This window comes from Enterobacter sp. Ag1, from assembly GCA_000277545.1.
Lineage (GTDB): Bacteria > Pseudomonadota > Gammaproteobacteria > Enterobacterales > Enterobacteriaceae > Cedecea.
This window is the reverse complement of record AKXM01000057.1, coordinates 135,466-157,359: the sequence shown is the minus strand read 5'-3', so window position 1 is coordinate 157,359 and position 21,894 is coordinate 135,466. Positions and strand designations below refer to the sequence as shown.

The 21,894-nt window shown below is 56.6% G+C and carries 24 protein-coding genes; 6 read left to right on the top strand and 18 right to left on the bottom strand.

What is annotated here, in order from left to right:
* Window positions 1–59 precede the first annotated feature (59 nt).
* Window positions 60–1,043, top strand: a complete 984-nt coding sequence (locus A936_RS21420) for a nickel/cobalt transporter (RefSeq protein ID WP_008461505.1) — start codon at window positions 60–62, stop codon at window positions 1,041–1,043.
* An 11-nt stretch (window positions 1,044–1,054) separates the two neighbouring features.
* Here the strand turns inward: A936_RS21420 and A936_RS23105 are convergent, their stop codons facing one another.
* The 4 genes from A936_RS23105 to patD form a co-directional block, all read right to left on the bottom strand.
* On the bottom strand, window positions 1,055–1,228 hold the full coding sequence (locus A936_RS23105; RefSeq protein WP_008461495.1) for a GhoT/OrtT family toxin: 174 nt from the start codon (window positions 1,226–1,228) through the stop codon (window positions 1,055–1,057).
* A gap of 82 nt (window positions 1,229–1,310) precedes the next feature.
* A complete protein-coding gene (locus A936_RS21415; RefSeq protein ID WP_008461494.1) occupies window positions 1,311–2,039 on the bottom strand; it encodes a YnfC family lipoprotein in 729 nt (242 codons plus the stop codon).
* 131 nt (window positions 2,040–2,170) lie between these two features.
* Complete coding sequence (gene lysM / locus A936_RS21410) at window positions 2,171–2,617, bottom strand: peptidoglycan-binding protein LysM (protein ID WP_008461492.1); 447 nt, start codon at window positions 2,615–2,617, stop codon at window positions 2,171–2,173.
* A 67-nt stretch (window positions 2,618–2,684) separates the two neighbouring features.
* Window positions 2,685–4,109 (bottom strand): aminobutyraldehyde dehydrogenase, encoded by a 1,425-nt coding sequence (gene patD / locus A936_RS21405; protein WP_008461490.1) that lies wholly within the window; start codon window positions 4,107–4,109, stop codon window positions 2,685–2,687.
* 281 nt (window positions 4,110–4,390) lie between these two features.
* Here patD and A936_RS21400 point away from each other — a divergent pair, with 281 nt between their 5' ends.
* Window positions 4,391–4,819, top strand: a complete 429-nt coding sequence (locus A936_RS21400; protein WP_008461486.1) for a TOBE domain-containing protein — start codon at window positions 4,391–4,393, stop codon at window positions 4,817–4,819.
* A 45-nt stretch (window positions 4,820–4,864) separates the two neighbouring features.
* Here A936_RS21400 and A936_RS21395 read toward each other — a convergent pair whose 3' ends face one another.
* Window positions 4,865–5,656 (bottom strand): polysaccharide lyase family 7 protein, encoded by a 792-nt coding sequence (locus A936_RS21395; protein WP_008461485.1) that lies wholly within the window; start codon window positions 5,654–5,656, stop codon window positions 4,865–4,867.
* Between the two features lie 145 nt (window positions 5,657–5,801).
* On the opposite strand from A936_RS21395, the gene A936_RS21390 reads away from it, so the two are divergent.
* A complete protein-coding gene (locus A936_RS21390) occupies window positions 5,802–6,674 on the top strand; it encodes an MBL fold metallo-hydrolase (RefSeq protein ID WP_008461484.1) in 873 nt (290 codons plus the stop codon).
* A gap of 27 nt (window positions 6,675–6,701) precedes the next feature.
* Here A936_RS21390 and A936_RS21385 read toward each other — a convergent pair whose 3' ends face one another.
* From A936_RS21385 to A936_RS21330, 12 genes are all read right to left on the bottom strand, one after another.
* Window positions 6,702–7,232, bottom strand: coding sequence for a GNAT family N-acetyltransferase (locus A936_RS21385; RefSeq protein ID WP_008461482.1), 531 nt, complete (start codon window positions 7,230–7,232; stop codon window positions 6,702–6,704).
* Window positions 7,219–8,646 carry an aminotransferase-like domain-containing protein gene (locus A936_RS21380; RefSeq protein WP_008461481.1) on the bottom strand — a complete coding sequence of 476 codons (1,428 nt, stop codon included), beginning with the start codon at window positions 8,644–8,646 and terminating at the stop codon, window positions 7,219–7,221. The genes A936_RS21385 and A936_RS21380 overlap by 14 nt, the downstream gene beginning before the upstream one ends.
* Before the next feature lie 131 nt (window positions 8,647–8,777).
* The gene (locus A936_RS21375; RefSeq protein WP_442892833.1) at window positions 8,778–10,085 is read right to left on the bottom strand and encodes an ABC transporter substrate-binding protein; all 1,308 of its coding nucleotides are present in this window, start codon (window positions 10,083–10,085) and stop codon (window positions 8,778–8,780) included.
* Window positions 10,086–10,092: 7 nt separating this feature from the next.
* The gene (locus A936_RS21370) at window positions 10,093–11,166 is read right to left on the bottom strand and encodes an ABC transporter ATP-binding protein (protein WP_008461476.1); all 1,074 of its coding nucleotides are present in this window, start codon (window positions 11,164–11,166) and stop codon (window positions 10,093–10,095) included.
* 5 nt (window positions 11,167–11,171) lie between these two features.
* Window positions 11,172–11,996 (bottom strand): glycerophosphodiester phosphodiesterase GpdQ, encoded by an 825-nt coding sequence (gene gpdQ, locus A936_RS21365; RefSeq protein ID WP_008461475.1) that lies wholly within the window; start codon window positions 11,994–11,996, stop codon window positions 11,172–11,174.
* Between the two features lie 11 nt (window positions 11,997–12,007).
* The gene (locus A936_RS21360) at window positions 12,008–12,895 is read right to left on the bottom strand and encodes a carbohydrate ABC transporter permease (RefSeq protein WP_008461474.1); all 888 of its coding nucleotides are present in this window, start codon (window positions 12,893–12,895) and stop codon (window positions 12,008–12,010) included.
* Window positions 12,885–13,760, bottom strand: coding sequence for a carbohydrate ABC transporter permease (locus A936_RS21355; protein ID WP_008461472.1), 876 nt, complete (start codon window positions 13,758–13,760; stop codon window positions 12,885–12,887). Before A936_RS21355 ends, A936_RS21360 begins: the two co-directional genes overlap by 11 nt.
* A gap of 182 nt (window positions 13,761–13,942) precedes the next feature.
* On the bottom strand, window positions 13,943–14,245 hold the full coding sequence (locus A936_RS21350) for a hypothetical protein (RefSeq protein WP_052045593.1): 303 nt from the start codon (window positions 14,243–14,245) through the stop codon (window positions 13,943–13,945).
* 105 nt (window positions 14,246–14,350) lie between these two features.
* Complete coding sequence (locus A936_RS21345; protein WP_008461462.1) at window positions 14,351–15,166, bottom strand: ABC transporter permease; 816 nt, start codon at window positions 15,164–15,166, stop codon at window positions 14,351–14,353.
* Complete coding sequence (locus A936_RS21340) at window positions 15,163–15,996, bottom strand: ABC transporter permease (protein WP_008461461.1); 834 nt, start codon at window positions 15,994–15,996, stop codon at window positions 15,163–15,165. Before A936_RS21340 ends, A936_RS21345 begins: the two co-directional genes overlap by 4 nt.
* A 56-nt stretch (window positions 15,997–16,052) precedes the next feature.
* Window positions 16,053–17,192 carry an ABC transporter substrate-binding protein gene (locus A936_RS21335; RefSeq protein WP_008461460.1) on the bottom strand — a complete coding sequence of 380 codons (1,140 nt, stop codon included), beginning with the start codon at window positions 17,190–17,192 and terminating at the stop codon, window positions 16,053–16,055.
* 27 nt (window positions 17,193–17,219) lie between these two features.
* Entirely contained in the window at window positions 17,220–18,245 is a 1,026-nt protein-coding gene (locus A936_RS21330; protein WP_034810126.1) for an ABC transporter ATP-binding protein, read from the bottom strand.
* A gap of 161 nt (window positions 18,246–18,406) precedes the next feature.
* Here A936_RS21330 and A936_RS21325 point away from each other — a divergent pair, with 161 nt between their 5' ends.
* From A936_RS21325 to A936_RS21315, 3 genes are read left to right on the top strand one after another with little or no spacing between them, the layout of a single operon-like run.
* A complete protein-coding gene (locus tag A936_RS21325; protein ID WP_008461458.1) occupies window positions 18,407–19,177 on the top strand; it encodes an MBL fold metallo-hydrolase in 771 nt (256 codons plus the stop codon).
* An 8-nt stretch (window positions 19,178–19,185) separates the two neighbouring features.
* Window positions 19,186–20,190 carry a LacI family DNA-binding transcriptional regulator gene (locus tag A936_RS21320; RefSeq protein ID WP_008461455.1) on the top strand — a complete coding sequence of 335 codons (1,005 nt, stop codon included), beginning with the start codon at window positions 19,186–19,188 and terminating at the stop codon, window positions 20,188–20,190.
* Window positions 20,191–20,199: 9 nt separating this feature from the next.
* Entirely contained in the window at window positions 20,200–20,961 is a 762-nt protein-coding gene (locus tag A936_RS21315; RefSeq protein WP_008461453.1) for an inositol monophosphatase family protein, read from the top strand.
* A gap of 39 nt (window positions 20,962–21,000) precedes the next feature.
* Here the strand turns inward: A936_RS21315 and A936_RS21310 are convergent, their stop codons facing one another.
* Entirely contained in the window at window positions 21,001–21,783 is a 783-nt protein-coding gene (locus A936_RS21310) for a chitosanase (RefSeq protein ID WP_008461451.1), read from the bottom strand.
* Between the last annotated feature and the right edge of the window lie 111 nt (window positions 21,784–21,894).

Genomic DNA, 21,894 nt, shown 5'->3' with positions numbered 1-21,894 from the left:
GGTCTTACTCTCCGGCATTATTTATACTTTAGTCATGCTGACCTGATGTGATTGCCGCCATGACAACTCAAACTTTTCCCCGCCGTTGGGCGCTGCCTGCGGGCTTATTGGCCTTGCTGATAACTACCCTGGCGCTGGTGTTTATCAGCTATCACTGGAGCGCTTTTATTCAATGGTGCCTGAGTATGCAGATCAGCCTGCACCGCTACCTGGTCTTCTATTTACTGCAAATCAACAACCACCAGTACATCGGCGGCGTCTGGCTGCTGGTCGGCAGCTTCTTTTACGGCGTACTCCACGCCATCGGCCCTGGGCACGGTAAATTTATCGTCACAACCTACCTCAGTACCAACCAGGAAACGCCTCTCGCCGGACGAGTGGTTCCGTTTCTCGGCAGCCTGATGCAGGGCGTGAGCGCCATCGTATTTGTCTTTGTGCTGGCGATTGCGCTTAATTTGTCCAGCGGCGATCTCAGCGAAAGTCGCTGGTATGTGGAAAAAATAAGCGCGGTGATGATTGGCTGTTTCGGGATTTATATTGTGCTGAAAGCGCTGCGACAGCAAGCGCCGCTCAGGATGAAATCCTTCACGCCGATAAGCAGTGATGCACCAACGCTGAATCATCATTCACACGATGATCGGTGCGGCTGCGGGCACAACCACGGCGTTGGCTACGATGCCCGGGGCGGCAACTGGCTCACGCACCTGGGCGTCATTCTGGCGATTGGCGCTCGGCCTTGCAGCGGGGCCATCATGATTTTGGTGTTTTCGAATGCGTTGGGATTTATTAGCTGGGGCATTGCCGCGGTGATGACTATGGCTTTCGGTACAGCCCTGTCGATACTCGGGCTGTCCGTGTTGGTCACCCGCACCCGCGACTCGGTGAGCAAACTCTGGCTTTCGCGCACTCCTACTCAGGTTCGCATTATCACCACCGGGCTGAAAGTGCTTGGCGGCTTGCTGATCGTGCTTTTTGCCGCGGTGCTATTTATCACCACGATTCCCGTTAGCGCCAACGGCGACTTTATCGCGGCAGGCTGTTAGTTCAGAACGGGTTAGAACAGAGAGAACAGCAGCGCGACCGGGAAACTCATCGGCCAGGTGGCGCCAATCAGCACTGAACAAAGCAGCTTAATGCGTTTAGAGTCTTTGGCGAGCAGCCAGGTGATCCCGGCGCAGATTAACGCCATTACGGCGTAAAAAACCAGCATGTGTTGATAAAGCGTCATACAAGACATTACTACTTGTTAAAATTTTTTGCAGAATATGCTCTTTTTTATGACGCAGATCAAGTTTAGAAACTTTATTTACTCAGTAATAGCTGACTTCCGTCGTCACCTGCTGCCGCTGGGTCTGCTGCGTTTTCCCGATGCCGGTCACCAGCGTGATATCGCAGGCGATGGGTGACAAGTGCTCGTCGTAGCGGCAGTGGCTTTCCATCGTCAGGAACGGCGTTCTCATCGTTTCAGTCACCAGTTTGTAGTCAAACGGACGGCGCTCCGCATTCTCGTAGCTGACTTTGGTTTGCGAAGCCACTTTGTCATTCAGGTAAAAATCGATCTGACGAGGGAGACCGTTAACATCGTATTCATGGTGAGCGATGCGCTGCCCGCCCGGCATGAAAAAAATATCCTTCAGCAGCCCGCCAGGCCAGTAGGCATATTTCACTTCGCCCAGCTCATCTTTTCTCTTTTTCACCAGACACTGTTCATCAAGCTTGAGGGTTAACGGTTTGCCGTTTTGGGTCCCCGTTAGCGCGCTGCCTTCGCGGTGAAGCTGTAGCACCATTTTTTGCGCCGAGTCTCTGATATCGAGGCTGGTCACACACCCGGTACGGTCTACCTTTAGTCGGTTCTCATAGTTGACTTCCCCTGACGGATGCTTCATGACGGTATGCATTTCGCGCACGTTGCCTGCCGGGGCATTGAAATCAAACATTGTCGCCAGGTTGGCGATAACCGGGTTTCTTGCCGTTTGGGCATAAGCGAAAGAACAGAAAACAAGTGGGATTGCCAGCAGAATGGCTCTTTTCAACGTCATACATCATCCTTGAAAGCAGGCCAACACCTCGTCGGCAAATAGCAGAAAATAAACAGATTAATTCTGAGGTTTAACGTGACACTTTACGCGATCCACCAAACAAAACCCACCGAAGTGGGTTTTTAGGGCACTTACAGCTTAGGAATAATCAGTACCTGTCCGGGGTAAATTTTATCCGGGTGGCTTAGCATCGGTTTATTCGCTTCAAAGATGGTGTTGTACTTGTTGGCATCGCCATAGACATGTTTAGAAATGGCGCTCAGCGTGTCGCCTGATTTCACCGTATAGTAAGTGGCTTCCTGCGCAGCATCCGTCGCCTGAATATTATTTTCAACGCTGCTGATACCGGCCACGTTACCTACCGCCACCTGAATTTTTTCTTTCAGCGCCTGAGTCAGCCCGTCTCCCCCGGAGATCACCGCTTTGCCGTTTTCTACGGTAACATTCACTTTGTCAGCGCCCGGAATGCCGCTGTTTTTCAAATGCTCCTCAAGCTTGCTGCCCTGCTCGCCTTCGTTCCCCTTCAGCGAGTCCCAAAGTTTGGCGCCCGCGTCTTTGACAAAATCAAATAATCCCATGGTCTTTTCTCCTGTTTACTGGTCCCTGTAAGCCTGGCAAAAGAAGCCAAAACCGCCAGTCGCAAGCTCAGTGCTTAATCATCACGTGCCGAATAACGGTGTAATCCTCCAGCCCGTAAAGCGACATATCTTTGCCGTAGCCGGACAGTTTTTGCCCGCCGTGTGGCATCTCGCTCACCAGCATAAAGTGCGTGTTCACCCAGGTGCAGCCATACTGCAATCGGGCACTCAGGCGATGCGCCCGGCCCACGTCCTGCGTCCATACCGAAGAGGCCAGGCCGTAGCTGGAGTCGTTGGCCCACGCCAGCACCTGCTGCTCATCGTCAAATTTTGTGACGCTGACGACCGGGCCAAACACCTCTTTTTGCACAATGGCATCGCCCTGCTTAGCCCCGGCCAGCAGCGTAGGCTGGTAGTAATAGCCGTCGCCTGCGACTTTACTGCCGCCGGTAATCACCTGGATATGCGGCAGCGCTTTGGCGTCTTCCACGGCCTGGCTGACTCGCTCAAGATGTGCCTCTGAACTCAGCGGCCCCAGCTCGGTGCTTTCGTCCTCAGGAGGCCCATATTTGAGACTGGCCACGGCTTCCCCAAGCTGCTCAACCAGCCGGTCGTAAATCCCGCTTTGAGCGTAAATCCGGCAGGCGGCGGTGCAGTCCTGCCCGGCGTTGTAATAGCCAAAGGTGCGCACGCCTTCGACCACCGCCTGTAAATCCGCATCGTCGAACACGATAACCGGCGCTTTGCCGCCCAGTTCCATGTGCGTGCGCTTAATTGACGGGGCGGTGTGGCTAATAATGTGTTCCCCGGTGGCGATAGACCCGGTGAGCGACACCATGCGCACTTTTTCATGCCCGGTCAGCGCATCGCCGACGGTTTGCCCGCGCCCAAACAGCACGTTAATCACGCCCGCCGGGAAGATATCCTTCGCCAGTTCGGCTAGCTTAAACGCGGTCAGCGGCGTAATTTCGGACGGTTTGATCACCACGCAGTTCCCGGCGGCCAGCGCCGGAGCCAGTTTCCAGGCCGCCATCATCAGCGGATAGTTCCAGGGAGCAATAGACGCCACCACGCCGACCGGATCGCGGCGGATCATCGAGGTGTGCCCGCTCAGATATTCTCCGGCGGCAAGACCGCCCAGGCAGCGGCTCGCCCCGGCAAAAAAGCGAAAGACATCCACCACCGCCGGGATCTCATCGTTAAGCACGCAGTGGAAAGGTTTGCCGCAGTTCTGCGACTCCAGCCTGGCGAAGGCTTCCGCGTGTTGCTCGATGGCGTCCGCTAGCGCCAGAAGATGTTCGCCACGTTCTTTCGGCGTCGTCTGCCCCCATGCGGCAAAAGCTTTATCCGCCGCCAGGACCGCATCGTTAACTTGCTGAGCCGTGGCTTCCGCCACCTCCAGCAGCACCTGCCCCGTGGCCGGGTTGTAGACAGGCAGCTTATCTCCAAGGCCAGCCACAAGCAGGCCGTTAATCAATAACTGACTTTGCATCCCTATCTCCTTTCCCGTTCTGATAATCATGGCCCCAGCGGCGTTCTGGCTTAAAAGGACTGAAGTAAAAAGCATAGCGTCGGCTTGACGGCGGCAGCGGTGCCGGGCGGTGATTTTCACCAGGTTGTGATGCACTGCGCAGTAAGCCTGTCCCGGCGCTCCCCTTTGGTATAACAGGCCGCGGCGCAAATGAGGTATCTATTGAAAATTAATATGAAAAGAAGGCGGGATCCCCCTATGCTTTAGGCAGTCTTTTTCTTAGTTCACCGCCAGGAGGCACCATGAGTATTTCCGCCCGCAATCAGTTAACCGGCACCATCAGCAACGTCACGGCCGGCGCCGTTAACGACGAAATAGAATTAACCCTGAACGGCGGCGGCAAGCTGGTCGCTGTGGTGACCCGCAGCAGCAAGGAAGCCTTAGGCCTGGTTAACGGCAAAGAAGCGTTGGCCCTGATCAAAGCCCCGTGGGTGGTGCTGGCCAGCGAAGACTGCGGCTATCACTTCTCCGCCCGGAACCAGTTCCCAGGCGCGGTGAAAGCCATCGCGGAAGGCGCGGTGAACACCACCGTGCATATTCAAACGGACGCGGGTTTTGCATTAACCGCCGTGGTGACTAACGAAGCCGCTGATGAAATGGCGCTGAAGGTGGGGTCTCGCCTGCTGGCACTGGTGAAAGCCTCATCCGTGCTGATTGCGGTAAAAAAATAACGCCATAACGTCCGGCAGCCACTCCGGCTGCCGGTTTTAACTCGCTTACTTGTAGCGTACGTCAAGCTTGCTGTAGGCCACCACCGATTCAGAACCATCCTTGTTTTTGTCCTGGTTATAGTTGCCCGCCTTGAAGTATAGCTGGATCCCTTCCCAGCCCTGCTTCGGATAGTCAAAGGTTTGGCTGGCCTTTTTGCCTCCGGCGCTGGCCTCCACCGTCACCTTCATGCCGCTCGCCGTGCCTTTGGCTTTGATGCTGTAATCAATTTTGTCTTTCAGCCCGACGCCCGAAAGCAGCGTGGTGCGTTTTTCCGGGTCGCCGTAGTTTTCTTTCACGCCCGCCACTATCGCGCCGTCTTCCCAGCGCAGTTTCAGCATCTCTGAGCCGCCGGGTTTGTCGCCGTGAATTTGAGCAAAAATAATTGAGCGCGTGGACGGATTTTTGACGGTATACACCGACCCGCGCTGCTCATTGTCAAACTCGCTGCCGTTAACAAAATTGTGCGTGGCTCTCAGCTCGACGCGAGGAAATTCACTGTGCGGCGTAGATCCAAACCCGGACGGGGCTTTAAACACCATCGCCCCCGCCGGAATGGCAGAATCACAGCTTTTGTCCCCACCGCAGTTGCTGTAGAAATAGCGGTTATGCAGCCCCGACGTGATCTTCACTTCATTCGGTTTTTCACTGCCATCAAAGGATTGCAGCAGATAGTCCTTTGTCAGCACCGGGTAGTTTTCACCCGGCGCGGTCTGGCCGCTCTCGGCCCATGCGCTACCGCTCAGCGCCGCCAAAAAAAGGCTGACAGGCAGCCCGTAACTTAGTGTTTTACGCTTCATCTTTAACCCCCAATGCAAAATGTAAACCCGCCCAAGCAGCTAACCACTAATCAGCGTAGATGCTTTACTTAAAATCTGTTGCGGTAACATGTCAGTAGTAACAATGGGTTTCCGGTAATTAACCTGATGCATAAAGGGAACAGTCATGATCAAAAAACTGCTCGTTTCAGTTCTGTTTGCGGCCAGCTACTCCGCCTTCGCGCTGGCGGATAACGCAGGCGCGGCGTTTAAAACTTTTCCGCTCGGCAAGCTTGAGCTAACCGCGCTGCACGATAAAAACAACACCCTGCCCAACGATGGCAAAGTGATTGGCGTCGACGTGGGAGAAAAATCGGTGGCCGAAGTGCTGTCTGCGGCGGGCGCGCCGACGGACAAGATTAAGCTCAGCGTCGATGCCCTGCTGGTGAAAGACGGCAGTAAAGTCATTCTGCTGGATACCGGGCTTGGCCCCAACGCTCAGGGCCAGCTGGTTGAGAGCCTCGCAAAGGCGGGTTATAAGCCAGAGCAGGTAACCGATGTGCTGATCACCCACGTTCACGGCGACCATGTTGGCGGGCTGCTGACGGCGGACGGCAAGCAGGCATTCCCCCACGCCACGGTGCAAATCTCCGCCCCGGACTGGGCATGGCTGCAAACGCTGCCGAAGATGAAGGCACTGGCTGAGGCCATCCAGCCGCAGGTGAAAACCTTTAAGCCAGGCGACCAGGTGCTGCCGGGGATTACCTCTGTGCCGCTGCCGGGCCACACGCCGGGGCACGTTGGCTACCAGATTGTCTCCGGCAAGCAGCGACTTTTAGACATTGGCGACTCGGCGCACAGCTCGATTGTGTCGCTGACGAAGCCCGAATGGGCGATTGCCTATGACAACGATCGCCAGGAAGGCATAGCCAACCGCAAAGCGCTGCTGGCCAGACTGGCCGCCGATCGTGAACTGATTTTTGCCCCGCACTTCCCGTTCCCGGGCGTCGGGCATATTGTGGCTAAAGGCGACCATTACGTTTTTCAACCGACAGAATAGCGGTGACACAAGCCGGTTCGCCGGCTTTTAAACCTCCTGCCGGTGAATCTGATACCAGACATGCCGGAGCAGCGGATGCTGCTCCGGCACCATGGGATGGTCAAACTCTCCGCTTCGGCGCATGCCCAGCTTCTCCATCACCCGCTGAGACGGCAAATTTGGCAGCGCGGTAAAAGCCTCAATGCTGTCCAGATCGTATTCGTCGAAACCAATGCGCAGCGCTTCCCTCGCGGCCTCAGGCGCGTACCCTTTGCCCCAAAACGCTTTTCGAAGCCGCCAGCCGACCTCGACACAGGGGCCAAACGGCAGCGAGTAGCCAGGGCGATTCAGGCCCACAAACCCGACCAGCTCACTGCTGCGTTGCTCTTCCACCGCCCAGAAGCCAAAGCCGTTTTCAGCCATACGCTGACGGAATGTCTCGAGGTAACGCTGGCTCTCTTCCGACGTCAGGGGCTGCAAGAAATAGCGCATCACCTCCGGGTCAGCGTTCATTTCGGCAAACGGAACCAAGTCCTCGTCTCGCCACGCTCTCAGCAGCAATCGTTCAGTCTTGTACATGGTGTTCCTCAATCAATTCCTTGATTAAACGTGACAACGTCACCACGGCCTGGCGCTCTCTTTCGCCCCAGTTCCACGAGGCGTTGAAGCGGAAATAGTTATCCCATGCCCTGCCGGTGGTGAACATTTTCCCCGGGGCGATGCTTATCTTATGCGCCAGCGCCCGCTCGTTAAGCAGGCTGGTATCCAGCCCCTCCGGCAGTTCAATCCACAGGAAATAGCCGCTTTCGCTGCGGTGGATTTTGACTTCAGGAGGGAAAAGCTCACTTAGCGTTTGCCAGGCCTGCTGCTTGCGTTCTGCCAGCTGCCGCCGGAGGCGGCGCAGGTGTGTGTCATAGCGGCGGGTAGCCAGAAAATCGACCAGCGCCAGCTGCATCGGCGAACTGGTGGACAAGGTGCTCATCAGCTGCAACTGCTGAATGCGGCGGGCGTGCTTCCCGGCGGCGACCCAGCCGATGCGAAATCCGGCCACCAGGCATTTTGAAAACGAGGAGCAATGCAGAGTCATATCGTGGGCATCATACGCCCGGGCAGGCAGCGGCCTTTCCCGCCCGTAATAAAGCTCGCTGTACACGTCATCCTCAATCAGCGTGACGTTATGTGCCCGCAACAGTTGCACCAGCCGCGCTTTTTTTTCCGGCGGCAGCGTCACGCCCAGCGGGTTCTGGCTGTTGGTCATTAGCCAACAGGCTTTGACCGGGTATTCGGCCAGAGCCTGCGCCAGGGCATCGAGATCGATCCCGCTTACCGGGTCAGTGGCGACCGAGAGCGCTTTCAGCCTCAGACGCTCCAGCGCCTGCAGCGCGCCGTAGAAGCAAGGGTTTTCGACAATTACCCAGTCACCCGGCTCGGTCACCGCCTGCAGACTGAGGTTGAGCGCCTCAAGCGCGCCGGCGGTGATAACAATTTCGTCCGGTGAAACATGCATCCCCTGCTGGGCGTAGCGCTGGGCGATGGCGTGGCGCAGCGCTTCGTTGCCCGGCGGCAGGCTTTCAATCACGCTGATGGCGGTCGCCGTTTTGCTGACCGCCGCCATTGAACGGTGGAGCGACTGGAGCGGAAACAGGCGAGGATCCGGGAACGCAGAGCCAAACGGCACCACGGAAGCATCCGTGCTTGCCTGCAGCACATCAAAAATATAGGTATTGATATCGACGGTTTCCGCGCGAGTGACCTGCACCGCAGGCGGCGCGGTGCGTGCCACCGGTCGGGGCGCAACGTAGTAGCCGGACTGCGGCCTGGCCACAATCGCCCCCTGGCTTTCCAGCATCTGATAGGCGTGGCCGACGGTCATAAAGCTCATGCCACTGTGGCCGACCTGCTCGCGCAGCGACGGCAAACGATCCCCCGGCTGCCAGACGCCGAGGGCAATCTGGTCGAGGATCTGCTGTGCCAGCTGCTGGTACTTTTTCATGCGCTGCTCCCTGTCTATATCACAGCGCTAAAAATACGCTGTTTTGTACAACTGTTATAGTCAGAAAGTGAGTTTTTAACACGAAGATAGCGGGCGGTAAAACCGCCCGTGAAAAGGTAAACGTGGGGATTTTACTTCACATCGGCCAGCGCGGTTTTCTCAACATACGGCTTCATCAGGCTGTCCGCCGTTTGCTGGGCAGATTTCGCTGCCGCTTCCGGGGTCACCTTTTGATCGTTCACCACCGCCGCCAACTGGTTTTCCATCGCCTGACGAACGGCAACCGTTTCATAAGTCGAATACCAGGGATGGGCATATTTCAGCTGATCCAGCGCGATTTGCGCCCGCGGATCTTTCTGCAGGTATTCTTTCATTTCCGGCGTGTCGTAGGAGGCCTTCAGCGGGGAGAAATACCCGGTGAAACGGCTCCACGCGCCGTTAACCTGCGGGCTAACCAGATACGTCAGGAACTGATAAGCCGCCTTTTTCTGCGCGTCGGAAATGCCCTTGAAGCTGACCAGGCTCGCGCCGCCGATAGGCACCGCCCGCTGTTCTTTGGCGGGCATCATCGCCACTTCCATATCAAAATCTTTGCTGTTTTCGCGCATAAAGCCCAGCGCGCCGGTGCTCAGCATCGCCATGCCCAGTTTACCGCTGAAGAACGCAGCGCTGATCTGCTTGGAGTTAAGCACGCCGGACGGCATCACTTTGTCGCGGTAAACCATGTTCTGCCAGAAGCGCAGCGCGCCAATGGTGGTCGGCGAGTCGTAATACACTTCGCCCGGATAGTTTTCGTTGAAGTAGTTACCGCCATTGGCTCGAACCAGCGAGGAGAAGATCCAGCCGCCGTAATCGTCGTTGGTGGACGGCAGCATGATGCCCCACCGCCCTTTGCTGGCGTCGGTCAGCTTCTTCGCATCGGCCAGCATTTCGGCCCAGGTCTGCGGCGGCTGCTTGATGCCTGCCTGATCGAACATGGTTTTGTTGTAGTACAGGATTGGCGTGGAGTTATGGAACGGAATCGCGTACGTCACGCCCATTACCTGGGCATTCTTGTGCATTGCTGGCCAGAAATCGTTCATCAGGAAATCGCCCGCCTTGCGGTTGCCGTATTTAAACAGCTCGTCCATCGGCAGGATTTCGTCTTTTAGCGCAAGGTCGGTGGTGAAGTTGGCCGACATAATGACCAGCGCCGGCGGCTGCCCGGCTTTCTGGGCGGATTCCGCTTTAATTTTGGTGGTGTCGTAGCTGCCGGTAAAAATACCGCGGACTTCGACGTCCTGCTGCGAATCGTTAAACGCCTTGATGACGCGGGTCATCTCCATTGTCAGCTTGCCGTCGACCGGCGCCGGGAACATAAAATCAATTTTCTCTTTTGCCAGCGCTGCGCCGCTCACGGCCAGCGAACAGCAAACGGCAAGCGCCCGCCATTTATGCATCAGGGGGTTAAACATGGTCAATCTCCTGGTGTAAGTTGTGGTGAAGGTCTGTGTGGAAAAGGTGTATATCCGATGAAGAAAAACCGAGGGTAAGCGTATCGCCTTTTTCTGGTACCTCGCCGCGGTGGCGACGGGTGTAGCGTAACGTTCCCAGGGGGGTACTGACATGGAGCAGATAATCTGCGCCCATCAGTTCTCGTTGCAGCACCGTCGCCGTTAGCGTCAGGTGCCCGTTTTCTGGCCTGTCGGTGAGGTGCTCGGGGCGGATCCCGAACCAGACGCTTTGCGCTTTTTCCGCAGCAGGCGGCAGAGGCAAATTCATCGTGGCGGGCAAAACGCGGCCGTTTTCACAAGGCAGAGAAACCAAATTCATGGCCGGGGAGCCAATAAAACCGGCAACAAACAGGTTGGCTGGATGGGCATAAAGGTGCTCCGGCTCGCCCACCTGCTGCACCACGCCGCCGTTCATCACCACTATGCGATCCGCCATCGACATGGCTTCCGTCTGATCGTGGGTGACGTAGATGGTGGTGGTTTTAAGCTGATGATGCAGCGCCATGATGCTGTCGCGCACCTCGGTGCGCAGGCGGGCATCCAGGTTAGAGAGCGGTTCATCCATCAGGAACAGACGCGGATTGCGCACAATGGCTCTCGCCATTGCCACACGCTGACGCTGCCCACCGGACAGCTTGGCCGGTTTACGGTCGAGCATTTCACCCAGCTGCAGCATCGTGACCACCTGCTCGAGGCGCGGCTGCCAGCTGGCTTTATCTTCTTTACGGATCTTCATGCCAAAGGTGATGTTGTCCCGTACCGTCAGGTGCGGAAACAGCGCATAGTTCTGGAAGATCATCGCGAAGTTGCGCTCACGCGGCGACATCGCAGTAATGTTCTCGCCGCCGAGCCAAATCTCGCCGCCGCTAACCTCTTCCAGCCCCGCCAGCATCCGCAACAGCGTACTTTTGCCGCAGCCGGACGGGCCGACCAGAACCACAAACTCGCCTTCGTCGATGCTGAGCGACAGCGCGTTCAGCGCCGCTTTGCCTTCAAACTGCTTGCTTACCTGATTCAGTCTTAACATAGCGATTAATACTCATCCGTCGGGCAACTGATCGCCGCGTCATACAGCCACGGGCCAGCATAATGCGCCAGAGAATGCTGATAGCTGACCCACTGGTCGCCCACCTGGCGGTGCATCAGGCAAGACGGCGGCGACAGATCGTAATACGGGCGGCTGTCCTCAAAGTGATACGGAACCTGGTGAACCGTGCCGGGAATCGTCGCTATCGTTGCCTGGCGGTATTGGGTCATCGTCAGGCTGTGGTTGTGGCCGCAGAAAATACGCACCAGCGCCGGGAAACGGGCGACCAAATCAAGCAGCAGGTGCCCGTTTTCGCAGGCGATTTTGTCCATTTGCGCGTTGCCCAGCGGCAGCGGCGGATGGTGCATAAAGACCGCCGTGGGCTTGTCGCCGCTCGTGGTTAACTGCGCTTCAAGCCAGGACACGGTATTGTCGGTCAACCAGCCCTTAGAGTGCCCGGCGAGGCTGGAGTCGATAAACAGCAGCCGGGTAGCGAAGTCGTCCACCGCATAGCGGATGTTTTCCGGGTCGTTCCCCAACGGCGGGCAAAGCGGGCGCAGGTATTCCAGAAAATGCGATTTATCGTCGTGGTTGCCGGGGATCAAATAAAGCGGCGACTTGATGGTGCCGAGCACCTGGCGCGCGACCTCGTACTCTGAAGGGCGCCCGCAGTTGACGATATCCCCGCTGACGATGACCGCATCCGGGCGCTCACGCAGCGCGTTCAGCTGCGAGGCCACGTCGGCATTGCCCGCGTTGATGTCGATAAAGCCGTACAGTTTCTGGTTCTGACTGCGGAAATGGGTGTCGGAAATATGGGCCAATAACATCACTCAACTCCTTACTTGATACCTGAAAAACCAAAACTTCGCAGAAACTGCTTCTGGAAGGCGATAAAGGCGAGCATCAGCGGCAGGCAAACCATAATGGTCCCGGCGCTGATGGTGCCCCACTGGCCGCCGGATTCGGCGCCCATAGCAAACGAAACGAGCCCGACCGTCAGCACCTGCTTGTCCGGGTCATTGAGCATCATTAGCGGCCAGAGGTACTCGTTCCAGTGGTAGGTAATACTCACGGTGGCGAAAGCCAGCACCGACGGCCAACACATCGGCAGCAGCACGCGGTAAAGCACCTGCCACCAGCGGCAGCCCTCCATGAGCGCGGCCTCCTCCAGCTCTTTCGGGATGGCGAGAAACGCCTGACGCATCAGGAACACGCCGAACGCGGAGGTGAAATACGGCATCATCACGCCGGTCAGCGTATTGAGCAGGCCCAGCGCTTTGAGCGTCATCATGTTCGGCACCATCATCACGACGGGCATGATCATCAGCTGCACCAGAAACAGCAGGAACAGCGTCTGTTTGCCGCGAAACTCATGGCAGGCAAAAACGTACCCGGCGGTGGTGATGGTGATGAGCTGCACGAAGAAAGTACCGAAGCTGAAAATCAGGGTATTGGCGTACAAACTGAGCCAGTCGGCGCTCTGCCACGCATCACGGAAGTTATTCAGCGTGAGCGGAAAACGCGGCAATATTGAGGCCATGCCTTCCCCGAAGGTGCTGGCGCTAAAAGCCGATGAAAGCATCCAGATAAACGGACTAACCCACAGCAGCGCCAGGCAGCACATCAGCACGGTGAGCGTCACGCCCTTTGATTTTCGCAGGCGCAACCACAGCGGCTGCGGTACGCTACGCGCGTTGACAACGGACCCAGAAAACTCAACGCTCATGGTGGGCGCCCCTTTCCAGCAGTTTGAGGTTAACGAACGAGAAGACAAACAGCCCGGCCAGCGTCAGGAAGGTGGCGGCAGAAGCTTTGCCTAAATCATGGGTGTCCCAGGCGAGACTCTGGATGTAGTACAGCAGCACGGTGGTGGCGTTATCCGGCCCGCCGCGCGTCATCACCGCCACGTGGTCAATCTGCGTAATCGAGTAGATAAGCGCCGTGGTTACCACAAAGCTCAGCGTCGGGCGAAGCAGCGGTAAAGTGACTTTGAAGAATACCTGCGTGGAGGTTGCCCCTTCCATGATCGCCGCTTCTCGCGCCGAGGCTGGCAGGCTTTGTAAGCCGGCGAGGAAGAACAGCATGTAATAGCCCGCGAACTTCCAGACACCAATCAGCGCCAGGGCGTACAGCGCGCTGTTGCTGCGGCCGAGCCAGTTGTTATTCATCGGCCCGAACAGCTTCGCCAGGTAGTAATCCAGCATCCCCATGCCCGGCATAAAAATGAACAACCACAGCGCCGCAGCACTGACCATGGGAATGATCATCGGGAAGAAAAATGCCGTCCGCAGCCAGCGGTTAACGCGATGATTTTCCCACAGCGCAACCGCCAGCAGCAGCGCGAGCGCCACGCCGGGGATCACGGTCAGCACAATATAGAACAGATTATTCACCAGCGATTTCCAGAAAACCGCGTCGGCAAAAAGGCGAACATAGTTACCTGCGCCCACATACGCGCCGGCCTCGCCCGCCAGACGCGTATCAAACAGGCTGTCGTACACCGAGCGGATCAGCGGGAACCAGGTAAAGAGCAGTAAAAAGATCAAAGATGGCGTGAGGATCAGCCACGGAAGCCAGGGACGTTTTGCCATTGTCTGCAAACCTGTCAGGGGTAAGAAGTCAGTCAGTATGGGAGGGGTTTATGGCAGAAACGTGACGGGGAAATGGCAGTTTTGCGCCAGATAAAACAGGCAGCGTCCCGGCTGAGGGATAACTGTCTGTCGTTCAAAGAGATTGTCTTTGCAGGGATATATTCTTTAACCGTGCAAAAATGCTACTGCATCTGTTCCAGACTGGCCTTTTTCGTTTTGCGGTTATAAAGACACAGTTCTTTGCCAGGCACCGGCTGGCTGTTCTTAAATTTGTAGTTGCCTGAAATCACCACCGCCGAGTAACCGACCTCGTCGCTGAAGTCAGTGCGCTTCCCTTCTATCTTTTTCTCCTGCAGGGCGCTGATGGCGAGACAGCTTTTTTGCACGTCTTTGTCCAACTGCTGCCAGGCCGCTTCCGAGGAAGCCAGGCTGCTAAAGGTCGTCAATAAAACCGGAATTGCGGCGAGAGCATATCGCTTCTTCATGGACACCTCGAAAACAAACGGATAACGGGCTTTCACTCCCCTCAGGCGGATAATCTAAAACATTATCCGCCCGGAATTATCTGTATTGTATAGCCAATGCCTGTATCACTTGCCCAGCTTCGACAGCATCTCAGGCCGCATAAACTTATGGATGACCAGCATAAACAGCAGCGACGGTACCAGCAAAATCAGCGCGGTAATCGACGATACCTGGTAATTCCCGGACATGCTGGCGTTGTAAAGCAGCAGCGGCAGCGTGGTGATATCCGGCGCGCCGACGAAAAAGGTGCCGGTAAACTCATCCAGCGATTCCAGGAACACGAAAATCCCGGCGGCCATGATCCCCGGTAAAGCTTGAGGCAGCACAATGTGCCAGAAGGTAAACAGCGGCCCTGCCCCTAAATTACGGGACGCCCGCGCCTGCAGCGGGTCAACAGCCGAAAACGCGGCTACGCAAATCCAGACTGAATACATCAGGCCATGTACGCTGTGCACCAGCACCACGCCAGCTACCGTGCCGTTCAGCCCCCACTGATAGAAAAGCCGCGCGATGTTCATATACACCGTCAGGTTTGGAAACGCCTGAGGGATCAAAAACAGCAGCATAAACACCACCCGGAACGGCATCGCGCGCCGGGAAAGCGCGTAGCCGGCGGGAACGGAAATCAGCAGGCAAACCAGCACCGACAGCACGGCAATAAACACGCTGGTCAGCAGCGAGCCGGAAACATCGCTGTACGGGCTAAACACCTGATACCAGTACTTTAATCCCCACTGGCTCGGCAAGGTATGCGGATAAAACCAGCTTTCCGCCACCGTCCAGATCAGCAGGTTCAGCAACGGGCCGAACATCGCAAACAGCATAAAGGCCAGCAGCAGTACCTGCAGCGGCAGGCCGAATCGGCCTTTTATCAGGCTCATGCTTCCCCTCCTTTCTGGCGCAGGCTGTGGCGCAGATAAAACCATGACAGCGCCCCGCAAATCAGCAGGGAGATCACGCCCAGCGCGTTAGCCACCGCATAATCGCTGTAGGAGTTAACGCGGAATGCCATGTCGACGGTCAGCATCGTTGGCGTTCCGGTGCCAATCATCAGCGGCACGGACAGCACGGACATCATGGTCACCGTGGAAAGCACCAGCGCGACGCCAATAGCCGGTAACACCTGCGGTAAAATAATGTCGAACAGAATGCGAACTCGCGAACCCCCCAGGTTTCTGGCAGCCAGCACCTGCGAAGGCTCCAGTGCCGCCATCGCCCCACAAATCAGTAAGGTGGCAAACGCCAGCTGCTTCCAGACAAAGGTAATGATGATCCCTTTCCAGCCGAGCCAGGAGATCGTGTCCAGCGGCTGCACCAAATCGCTGGCAACCAGCAGGTTATTCATCAGGCCGTTTTTAGCCAGAAACGTGCGCATCATCTGCGCGGCAACGATAAACGGAATAAACAGCGGCAGGCGGTAAAGCATGCCCAGCAACCGAATAACAGGGCGGCAGGCAGAAAGCGCGATCACCGCCGAGATCGTTATCGATAACGTGGCCAGCAGCGCAACCGACACCAGCACGATAAACACCGTGAACAGGATATCGTTGGAGTACAGCGCCAGGACTTTGGCAAAGTGCTGTAACGTCAGCGCCCCGGCGTCCGAAGTAAAGGCAGCCACCAGAGAAAATCCCAGCGGGTACAGAAACAGCACCACAATCATCAGCGCGGCGGGGCTCACCAGCAGCAGATAGTTTAACGAAACGCGCATAGCAAACCTTTGAACTTGAGCGTGGCGCCCGACCTGAACCGGGCGCCGGGAAAGGATTAGTTAGACACCTGGCTTTCGTACCCTTCTTTGATGTCGTCAAAGTAAGGCGCTATCGGGAAGCTTTTGCCGTAATCGGCGAGCGCTTTCGGGGAAATCTCGGCAAACAGTTTGCTCCAGGTTGCGTCATCCAGCTTCGGTTTAACGTACTTAGCGTCAATGCCCGGATACCAGTTGAACTGCTTCACGATCCCGTCGGCCTGCACTTCCGGGCTGGTTGCCAGCGCAATGAACTCGCGCGCCAGTTCAGGCTGTGCCGCTTTGGCCGGCGTGACGTAGTACATCGGCTGCCCCGGCATGCCCGGTGAAAGCAAAGCGAGCTTGATGGACGGCGGCAGCTTGCCCTGATCTTTCCAGGTGTAGAACATATCCACCCAGACCGGTCCCATGGCGATTTCCCCACGGGTCAGCATATCCAGCGTACCGGCGTTGCCCGGCGTAAAGGTCACGTTCTTATTAAACGCTTTCAGCTTCTCAAAAGCCTGCGACCAGTTTTTCTCTACGCTCTTATCGTAAGGCAAGGCGGATAAACGCTGGGCGTCGGTGCCGTAGGCGTAGATCCAGCCAACGACAAAACTGACGCCGGACATGCCGTTTTTAATGCCGTTGTAGCCGAACGCCTGCGGGTGTTTCGCCGCCCACTCAACCAGCTCGTCATAAGAGGTCGGCGGCGCTGTCATGGTTTCACTGTTCCAGGCGATAGCCGTCTGGCTCAGGAACATCGGCATCACATAGCCGTCCACGTTCACGCCCAGCGCATTTTTCGCGTTATCCGCGGAGACCATTTCGCCCGTTTTGATGTGCTGTCGGTATTTTTCCAGCAGCCCTTTTTCCACCAGTTCGCCGCCCACTTTCTGGTGAACCACCGCCACGTCGATATCCCAGGTTTTGGCCCCGCTCTGCTGCTGAGCACTCAGTTTTTCGATGATTTTATTCGAGCCTGCGTCCCCCGGTCCGGTGCCGACCACGCGCACTTTCACCCCCGGATGCGCGGCCTCAAACTTTGGCCCCAGCCAGGTTTTGACGTAATCCACCATATTCTGGTCACCGGCGGTGGCCACGTTTAAAACGGTTTCCGCCTGTACGCCATAACTTAAAAACAGCGCCGTGACGGCGGCAAGTCTGGTTTTAGTAAACATAATTACCCCTCAGAAAAATAGACTGGTTCAAGCTGTGTGGGACGAACTAAAAATATGCAGGGCTGACTCAGGCACATGCAGCCTGACTTTTGTATTCAACGGCAAATTATCAACGGAGTCGGCATGGAAAAGACGCTGCCGATAGCGAATGGCGTAACGATAGTTGTGGCCAATAAAAGCATTTTGCTCAACCACCCCTTCAAGCGTTAATCCACCCTCCGGGAAAGATTTATTTAATGATGAAAGCGCTGCATCCGAACTTCTGAAATAGATTTCCTGGTCACCGCTATTATTTATCGAGGCCAGGCCCAGGGTATTTATTTCTTCCGCCGTAATACGGTTATCGGCTCCCATAAAATCAGCCACAAAGGGCGTGGCGGGCTTTTGATAAATCTCTTCCGGGGTGCCGATTTGCTCGATTTGGGCATTATTCAGCACCACAATGCGGTCGGCCATCACCAGCGCTTCCTGCTGGTCGTGGGTGACGATCACCGAGGTGAAACCCAGCTTTTTCTGCAGTTGCTTGATTTCGTGGCGCACGTTCAGCCGGACTTTGGCATCCAGATTCGACAGCGGCTCATCCAGCACCAGTACGTCTGGCTCAATGGCCAGCGCGCGCGCCAGGGCCACGCGCTGCCGCTGCCCGCCGGAAAGTTCGGTAATTTTAGCCCCGGCAAGGCCGGTCAGATTCACCATCTGTAATAGCTCAAGCACTCTGGCCTGAATCGCGTCCCGCCGCCACTTGCGTAGCTTCAGGCCATAACCAATATTTTGTTCCACCGTTAAATGCGGCCACAGCGCATAGCTTTGAAATACCATGGTGATATTTCGCTGCTCCGGCGGGCTTTGGGTAATATTATTCCCGGCCACAACAATGTGGCCCTGCTTAACAGGAATAAACCCACACAACGCGTTCAATAACGTTGTTTTCCCGCAGCCGGACGGGCCCAGCAATGCAATCATCTCGCCTTTCTTCACGGCAAGATTAATTTCTTTTAGCACCACCTTTTCGCCGTAACTAATTTGCAGGTGCGCCATTTCCAGGTAGCTCATAACGGTATCCGACATGTTTGTTTACGTCTTTTTTGCTCTGAATGAACACGTGTTCATTTCGCTGTAAAAAAAATGAAACGCCGCTCAGAGATGATGTGAGCCTACTGTGGCGTGTCTTTGTGACACTTTAATTAACCGCGATAAATTTTTAGCGAGGGGCAATGAAAATCGACGTGCTTGGCTGCGGCAGCGCTTTCTCCCGCTGGCAAAATACTTCCGCGCTGCGGATTGTTGATGACGAAAACCGGCAATGGCTTGTCGACTGCGGCCCCACCATTCCTCGTGCGCTGTGGCAGCGCGGCGGCGGCATCAACGACATCGACGTGCTGTTTTTCACCCACGTGCATCCCGACCACTGCACCGGGTTAACGGCGCTGCTCAATCACTGGAAGAGTTGTGCCCGCCAAAAGCCGCTGGAGATCTACAGCCAGCCGGCACAGCGCGAAGTGTTGATGCAGCTGGCCTCGCTCGCCAACTGGCCAGAACCTTCGCTCTGTTTCCCCATCGAATGGCGCGACAGCGAAGCTGATTTTCACTGGCATCACTGGCGGATTCGCACCGCCCCAACCCGCCATGAAATGGCCAACCTGGCGCTGCGCGTGGATATCCGGGAATATGCTTTGTTCTATAGCGGCGACGGGCGGCCCACCGAAGCTTCCATCGCGCTGATGGCCGGCGTGGACCTGGCGTTTCAGGAGTGCGCCTCGCTGTCTGAACTGGCGGAAGACTCCTCTCACGGCGACTTCCCCGACTGCCTGAAACTGTTTACATCGCTGGGGTTGCCGTCGCTGGGGTTGTATCACTGTAACGATGCCATTTTGCCCGCGCTAAAGCTGGCCTGCCGCCCCCACGCCGGGCTGTTCGTCAGCCAGGACGGGCTGCAGTACGACTTCCATCAGCAGCGGTTTTACACTGAGGATTATTTGCCTTGAGTTCGTCGATGCATAAACAAAGCGTGACCGCCGAAGATGTGGCCCGCCGGGCGGGCGTTTCGCGCGCCGTGGTTTCCCGGGCGCTGAGCAACAACGGCAGTATTTCCCCTGCCACACGGGAACGCGTGCTGCAGGTAGCCGAAGAGCTTGGTTATCAGGTCAATTTTCTTGCCCAGGGCCTTAACCGCCGCCGCAGCCATCTGATTGGCGTCATCGTGTCGCGCATCAACGATCCGTTTCGCAGCAGCCTGCTTGACGGCCTTCTAGGCGAAATTCAGCGCAACGGCTTTCAGGCTCTGGTGACAGAGATCCGCTCTGAGCAGGAGCTGGCGGAAACGCTGCGCCACTTCACTCAGTTTCGCGTCTCCGGCGTCATCGTCACCTCCGGCAAGCCTCCCGAAGCGCTGGTGAACGAGTGCGTGCAGCAGCATATTCCGGTGGTTGGCATCAACCGCCAGCCCGACATTCCCGGCGTGGATTACGTCTGTTCGGATAACGCAGCCGGGGCGGTGCTGGCCGCCGAACAGCTGGTCAACAGCGGGTGCAAACATTTTGGCTGGCTCAATAATCACTCTTCTACCTGGGCCGGCAGAATGCGCGGCGAAGCGTTCCGCCAGGCGCTGATCGAACGTGGTGTAGTTGAGCAAAACCTTGCTTCGCTGCTTTGTGAAGAGGAAGGCTATGAAGGCGGCTGGCAGGCTGCAGCGGCTGTAACGCAGATCCCCGACGGTATTTTCTGCGCCAACGCTCAGCTGGCATGTGGCTTTCTCGACGGGATGCGCCAGCGCGGCAAATATGCGCCACAGGATTTTCAGCTGATCGGCTTCGACAACACGCCACAAACGGCGCAGTACAGCTACCGACTCACCACCCTCAACCAGGATGTGGCGGAAATCTCCCGGCTGGCGCTGGCTCACCTGCTGGAGCGCGCCCGAACGCCTGCACAGCCTTCACGCACCAGTTGGGTGAAGGTCAACCTGATTCACCGACACACGTCAATCTCCCTTACTTAAGAGCAAAACATGACCGAACAACAGCTACAGGCGTTATGCACGTTAATCCGCGAAGCCGGCGCCCGCGCCCAGGCGCTGCGCGATGCAGGCTTAAGCGTGGAAAAAAAAGGTCGCCAGGATTTCGTCTCACAGGCGGACATTCTGGTTGAGCAAGAGATTAAAAGCTGGCTGCGGACGCATTGCCCGCAGGACGGCTTTCTGGGGGAAGAAAGCGGCCTGGAGGAAGGTGAACGCGGCGTCTGGGTGCTCGATCCGGTTGATGGCACCACTAACTTTATTCTTGGCATGGACTATTGGTGCGTCTCCCTCGCTTACGTCAGGCAGAACGTGATTGAGCTGGGGATTATCTACGCCCCCGACCGAGATGAGTTCTTTTTTGCCCGCCACGGCGCGGGCGCATTCCTGAACGGTAAACCGCTCAAGCTTCACGATCCGTCCCCGGAAGGCGTGGTCATCGGCCTGGGCCGTTCCAGCCGCGCGCCGGTTCCACTTTATGCGCGCACTATAGAAGATGTGCTGAACGACGGCATGGAGTACCGGCGTTTTGGCGCAGGCGCGCTGATGCTGGCGCACGTTGCCGCGGGCCAGGTCCACGCCTACTACGAGGAGCATATGAACAGCTGGGACGCGCTGGCCGGGCTGCTGCTGATCACCGAGGCGGGCGGCAGCAGCACTGCATTTCTCGCCAACGGCGGCCTGTTGCAAGGTAATCTGGTACTGGCCGGCTGCACCAGCGTGCAGGAGAGGTTGATGGCGCTGCTGGAAGCCTAAACGATAAAACCCGCTGCCCACTTCGCGGGTTTTATCTTCTCAATGCTCAATCACAAAGTCTTCGTCGTTGGTGCGCCAGCGCAGCGGGGGCGACAGGCTGTAATTCCGTTCCCTGAGAAAGCGGCGCTGTTCAAGCTCAATTCGCGACGTTTCTTCATGGGCTTTTTCCTCCCGCATAATCGTCACCCGTGCATCTAAAAACGCGTTCAACCAGGCCTGCTCGCTGCCACCCTGTGCGGGTGTTTGAGCAACATTACTTGCCGCCGCGCGTATGCCACCGAACGCCTCCCGTTGATCACCCGGCCCATGCATCACCAGCGCATCATAGTAGATAAACTGCCCGAGCGTGCTCAGCCCGTCTTCTTTCGCTTGCTCGACGGCGGGCTCCAGATACTGCTCCGTCAGAATTTCATCCTGCGCGGCCCTGAAGGCGGGATCGCTGGCGGCACTTTTCCATGCGCGGACAAAATCAGGATCAAGTCCGGTATGGGCGCTGCTTTCTTCTTCCGCGAGCCTTTTTAAGGCTGGCAGATACTTCGCAAGCGGGTTGGCCGCCCGCTTTGACGTGTAGCGCTCCACAACGTCGAGCATATCACCATTGGCGGAAGTAAAACCGATCAGACCAGCGGTATAGCCGCGATCGTCGTCGATATCTTCTATATAGGCATACTGTTTTCGCCAGTCCAGCGAGGAGTTTTCCGCGCTGGACACCAGCTGCATGGCGATCTCTCTTTTGGCGGGGGACAAAAGATCCAGGGCAAAAGCCTGGGATGCCAGGCAGAGTCCAATCAGTAAAAATACGCCAAACTTCGATGACAGCATCTTGTTCCCCTAAAAGAGCATTCGCGATATAGACTGGAAAGTTTCGAATTAGTTCTCAGTCAAACTGTTATCCCTTTTTCGTGCCCCTCTGTTTCTACATCCCAGACGTGG

Coding starts and splice junctions, on each gene's coding strand:
- A936_RS21420 (WP_008461505.1), top strand. CDS start 60: ATGACAACTCAAACTTTTCCCCGCCGTTGGGCGCTGCCTGCGGGCTTA.
- A936_RS23105 (WP_008461495.1), bottom strand. CDS start 1,228: ATGACGCTTTATCAACACATGCTGGTTTTTTACGCCGTAATGGCGTTA.
- A936_RS21415 (WP_008461494.1), bottom strand. CDS start 2,039: ATGACGTTGAAAAGAGCCATTCTGCTGGCAATCCCACTTGTTTTCTGT.
- lysM (WP_008461492.1), bottom strand. CDS start 2,617: ATGGGATTATTTGATTTTGTCAAAGACGCGGGCGCCAAACTTTGGGAC.
- patD (WP_008461490.1), bottom strand. CDS start 4,109: ATGCAAAGTCAGTTATTGATTAACGGCCTGCTTGTGGCTGGCCTTGGA.
- A936_RS21400 (WP_008461486.1), top strand. CDS start 4,391: ATGAGTATTTCCGCCCGCAATCAGTTAACCGGCACCATCAGCAACGTC.
- A936_RS21395 (WP_008461485.1), bottom strand. CDS start 5,656: ATGAAGCGTAAAACACTAAGTTACGGGCTGCCTGTCAGCCTTTTTTTG.
- A936_RS21390 (WP_008461484.1), top strand. CDS start 5,802: ATGATCAAAAAACTGCTCGTTTCAGTTCTGTTTGCGGCCAGCTACTCC.
- A936_RS21385 (WP_008461482.1), bottom strand. CDS start 7,232: ATGTACAAGACTGAACGATTGCTGCTGAGAGCGTGGCGAGACGAGGAC.
- A936_RS21380 (WP_008461481.1), bottom strand. CDS start 8,646: ATGAAAAAGTACCAGCAGCTGGCACAGCAGATCCTCGACCAGATTGCC.
- A936_RS21375 (WP_442892833.1), bottom strand. CDS start 10,085: ATGCATAAATGGCGGGCGCTTGCCGTTTGCTGTTCGCTGGCCGTGAGC.
- A936_RS21370 (WP_008461476.1), bottom strand. CDS start 11,166: ATGTTAAGACTGAATCAGGTAAGCAAGCAGTTTGAAGGCAAAGCGGCG.
- gpdQ (WP_008461475.1), bottom strand. CDS start 11,996: ATGTTATTGGCCCATATTTCCGACACCCATTTCCGCAGTCAGAACCAG.
- A936_RS21360 (WP_008461474.1), bottom strand. CDS start 12,895: ATGAGCGTTGAGTTTTCTGGGTCCGTTGTCAACGCGCGTAGCGTACCG.
- A936_RS21355 (WP_008461472.1), bottom strand. CDS start 13,760: ATGGCAAAACGTCCCTGGCTTCCGTGGCTGATCCTCACGCCATCTTTG.
- A936_RS21350 (WP_052045593.1), bottom strand. CDS start 14,245: ATGAAGAAGCGATATGCTCTCGCCGCAATTCCGGTTTTATTGACGACC.
- A936_RS21345 (WP_008461462.1), bottom strand. CDS start 15,166: ATGAGCCTGATAAAAGGCCGATTCGGCCTGCCGCTGCAGGTACTGCTG.
- A936_RS21340 (WP_008461461.1), bottom strand. CDS start 15,996: ATGCGCGTTTCGTTAAACTATCTGCTGCTGGTGAGCCCCGCCGCGCTG.
- A936_RS21335 (WP_008461460.1), bottom strand. CDS start 17,192: ATGTTTACTAAAACCAGACTTGCCGCCGTCACGGCGCTGTTTTTAAGT.
- A936_RS21330 (WP_034810126.1), bottom strand. CDS start 18,245: ATGAGCTACCTGGAAATGGCGCACCTGCAAATTAGTTACGGCGAAAAG.
- A936_RS21325 (WP_008461458.1), top strand. CDS start 18,407: ATGAAAATCGACGTGCTTGGCTGCGGCAGCGCTTTCTCCCGCTGGCAA.
- A936_RS21320 (WP_008461455.1), top strand. CDS start 19,186: ATGCATAAACAAAGCGTGACCGCCGAAGATGTGGCCCGCCGGGCGGGC.
- A936_RS21315 (WP_008461453.1), top strand. CDS start 20,200: ATGACCGAACAACAGCTACAGGCGTTATGCACGTTAATCCGCGAAGCC.
- A936_RS21310 (WP_008461451.1), bottom strand. CDS start 21,783: ATGCTGTCATCGAAGTTTGGCGTATTTTTACTGATTGGACTCTGCCTG.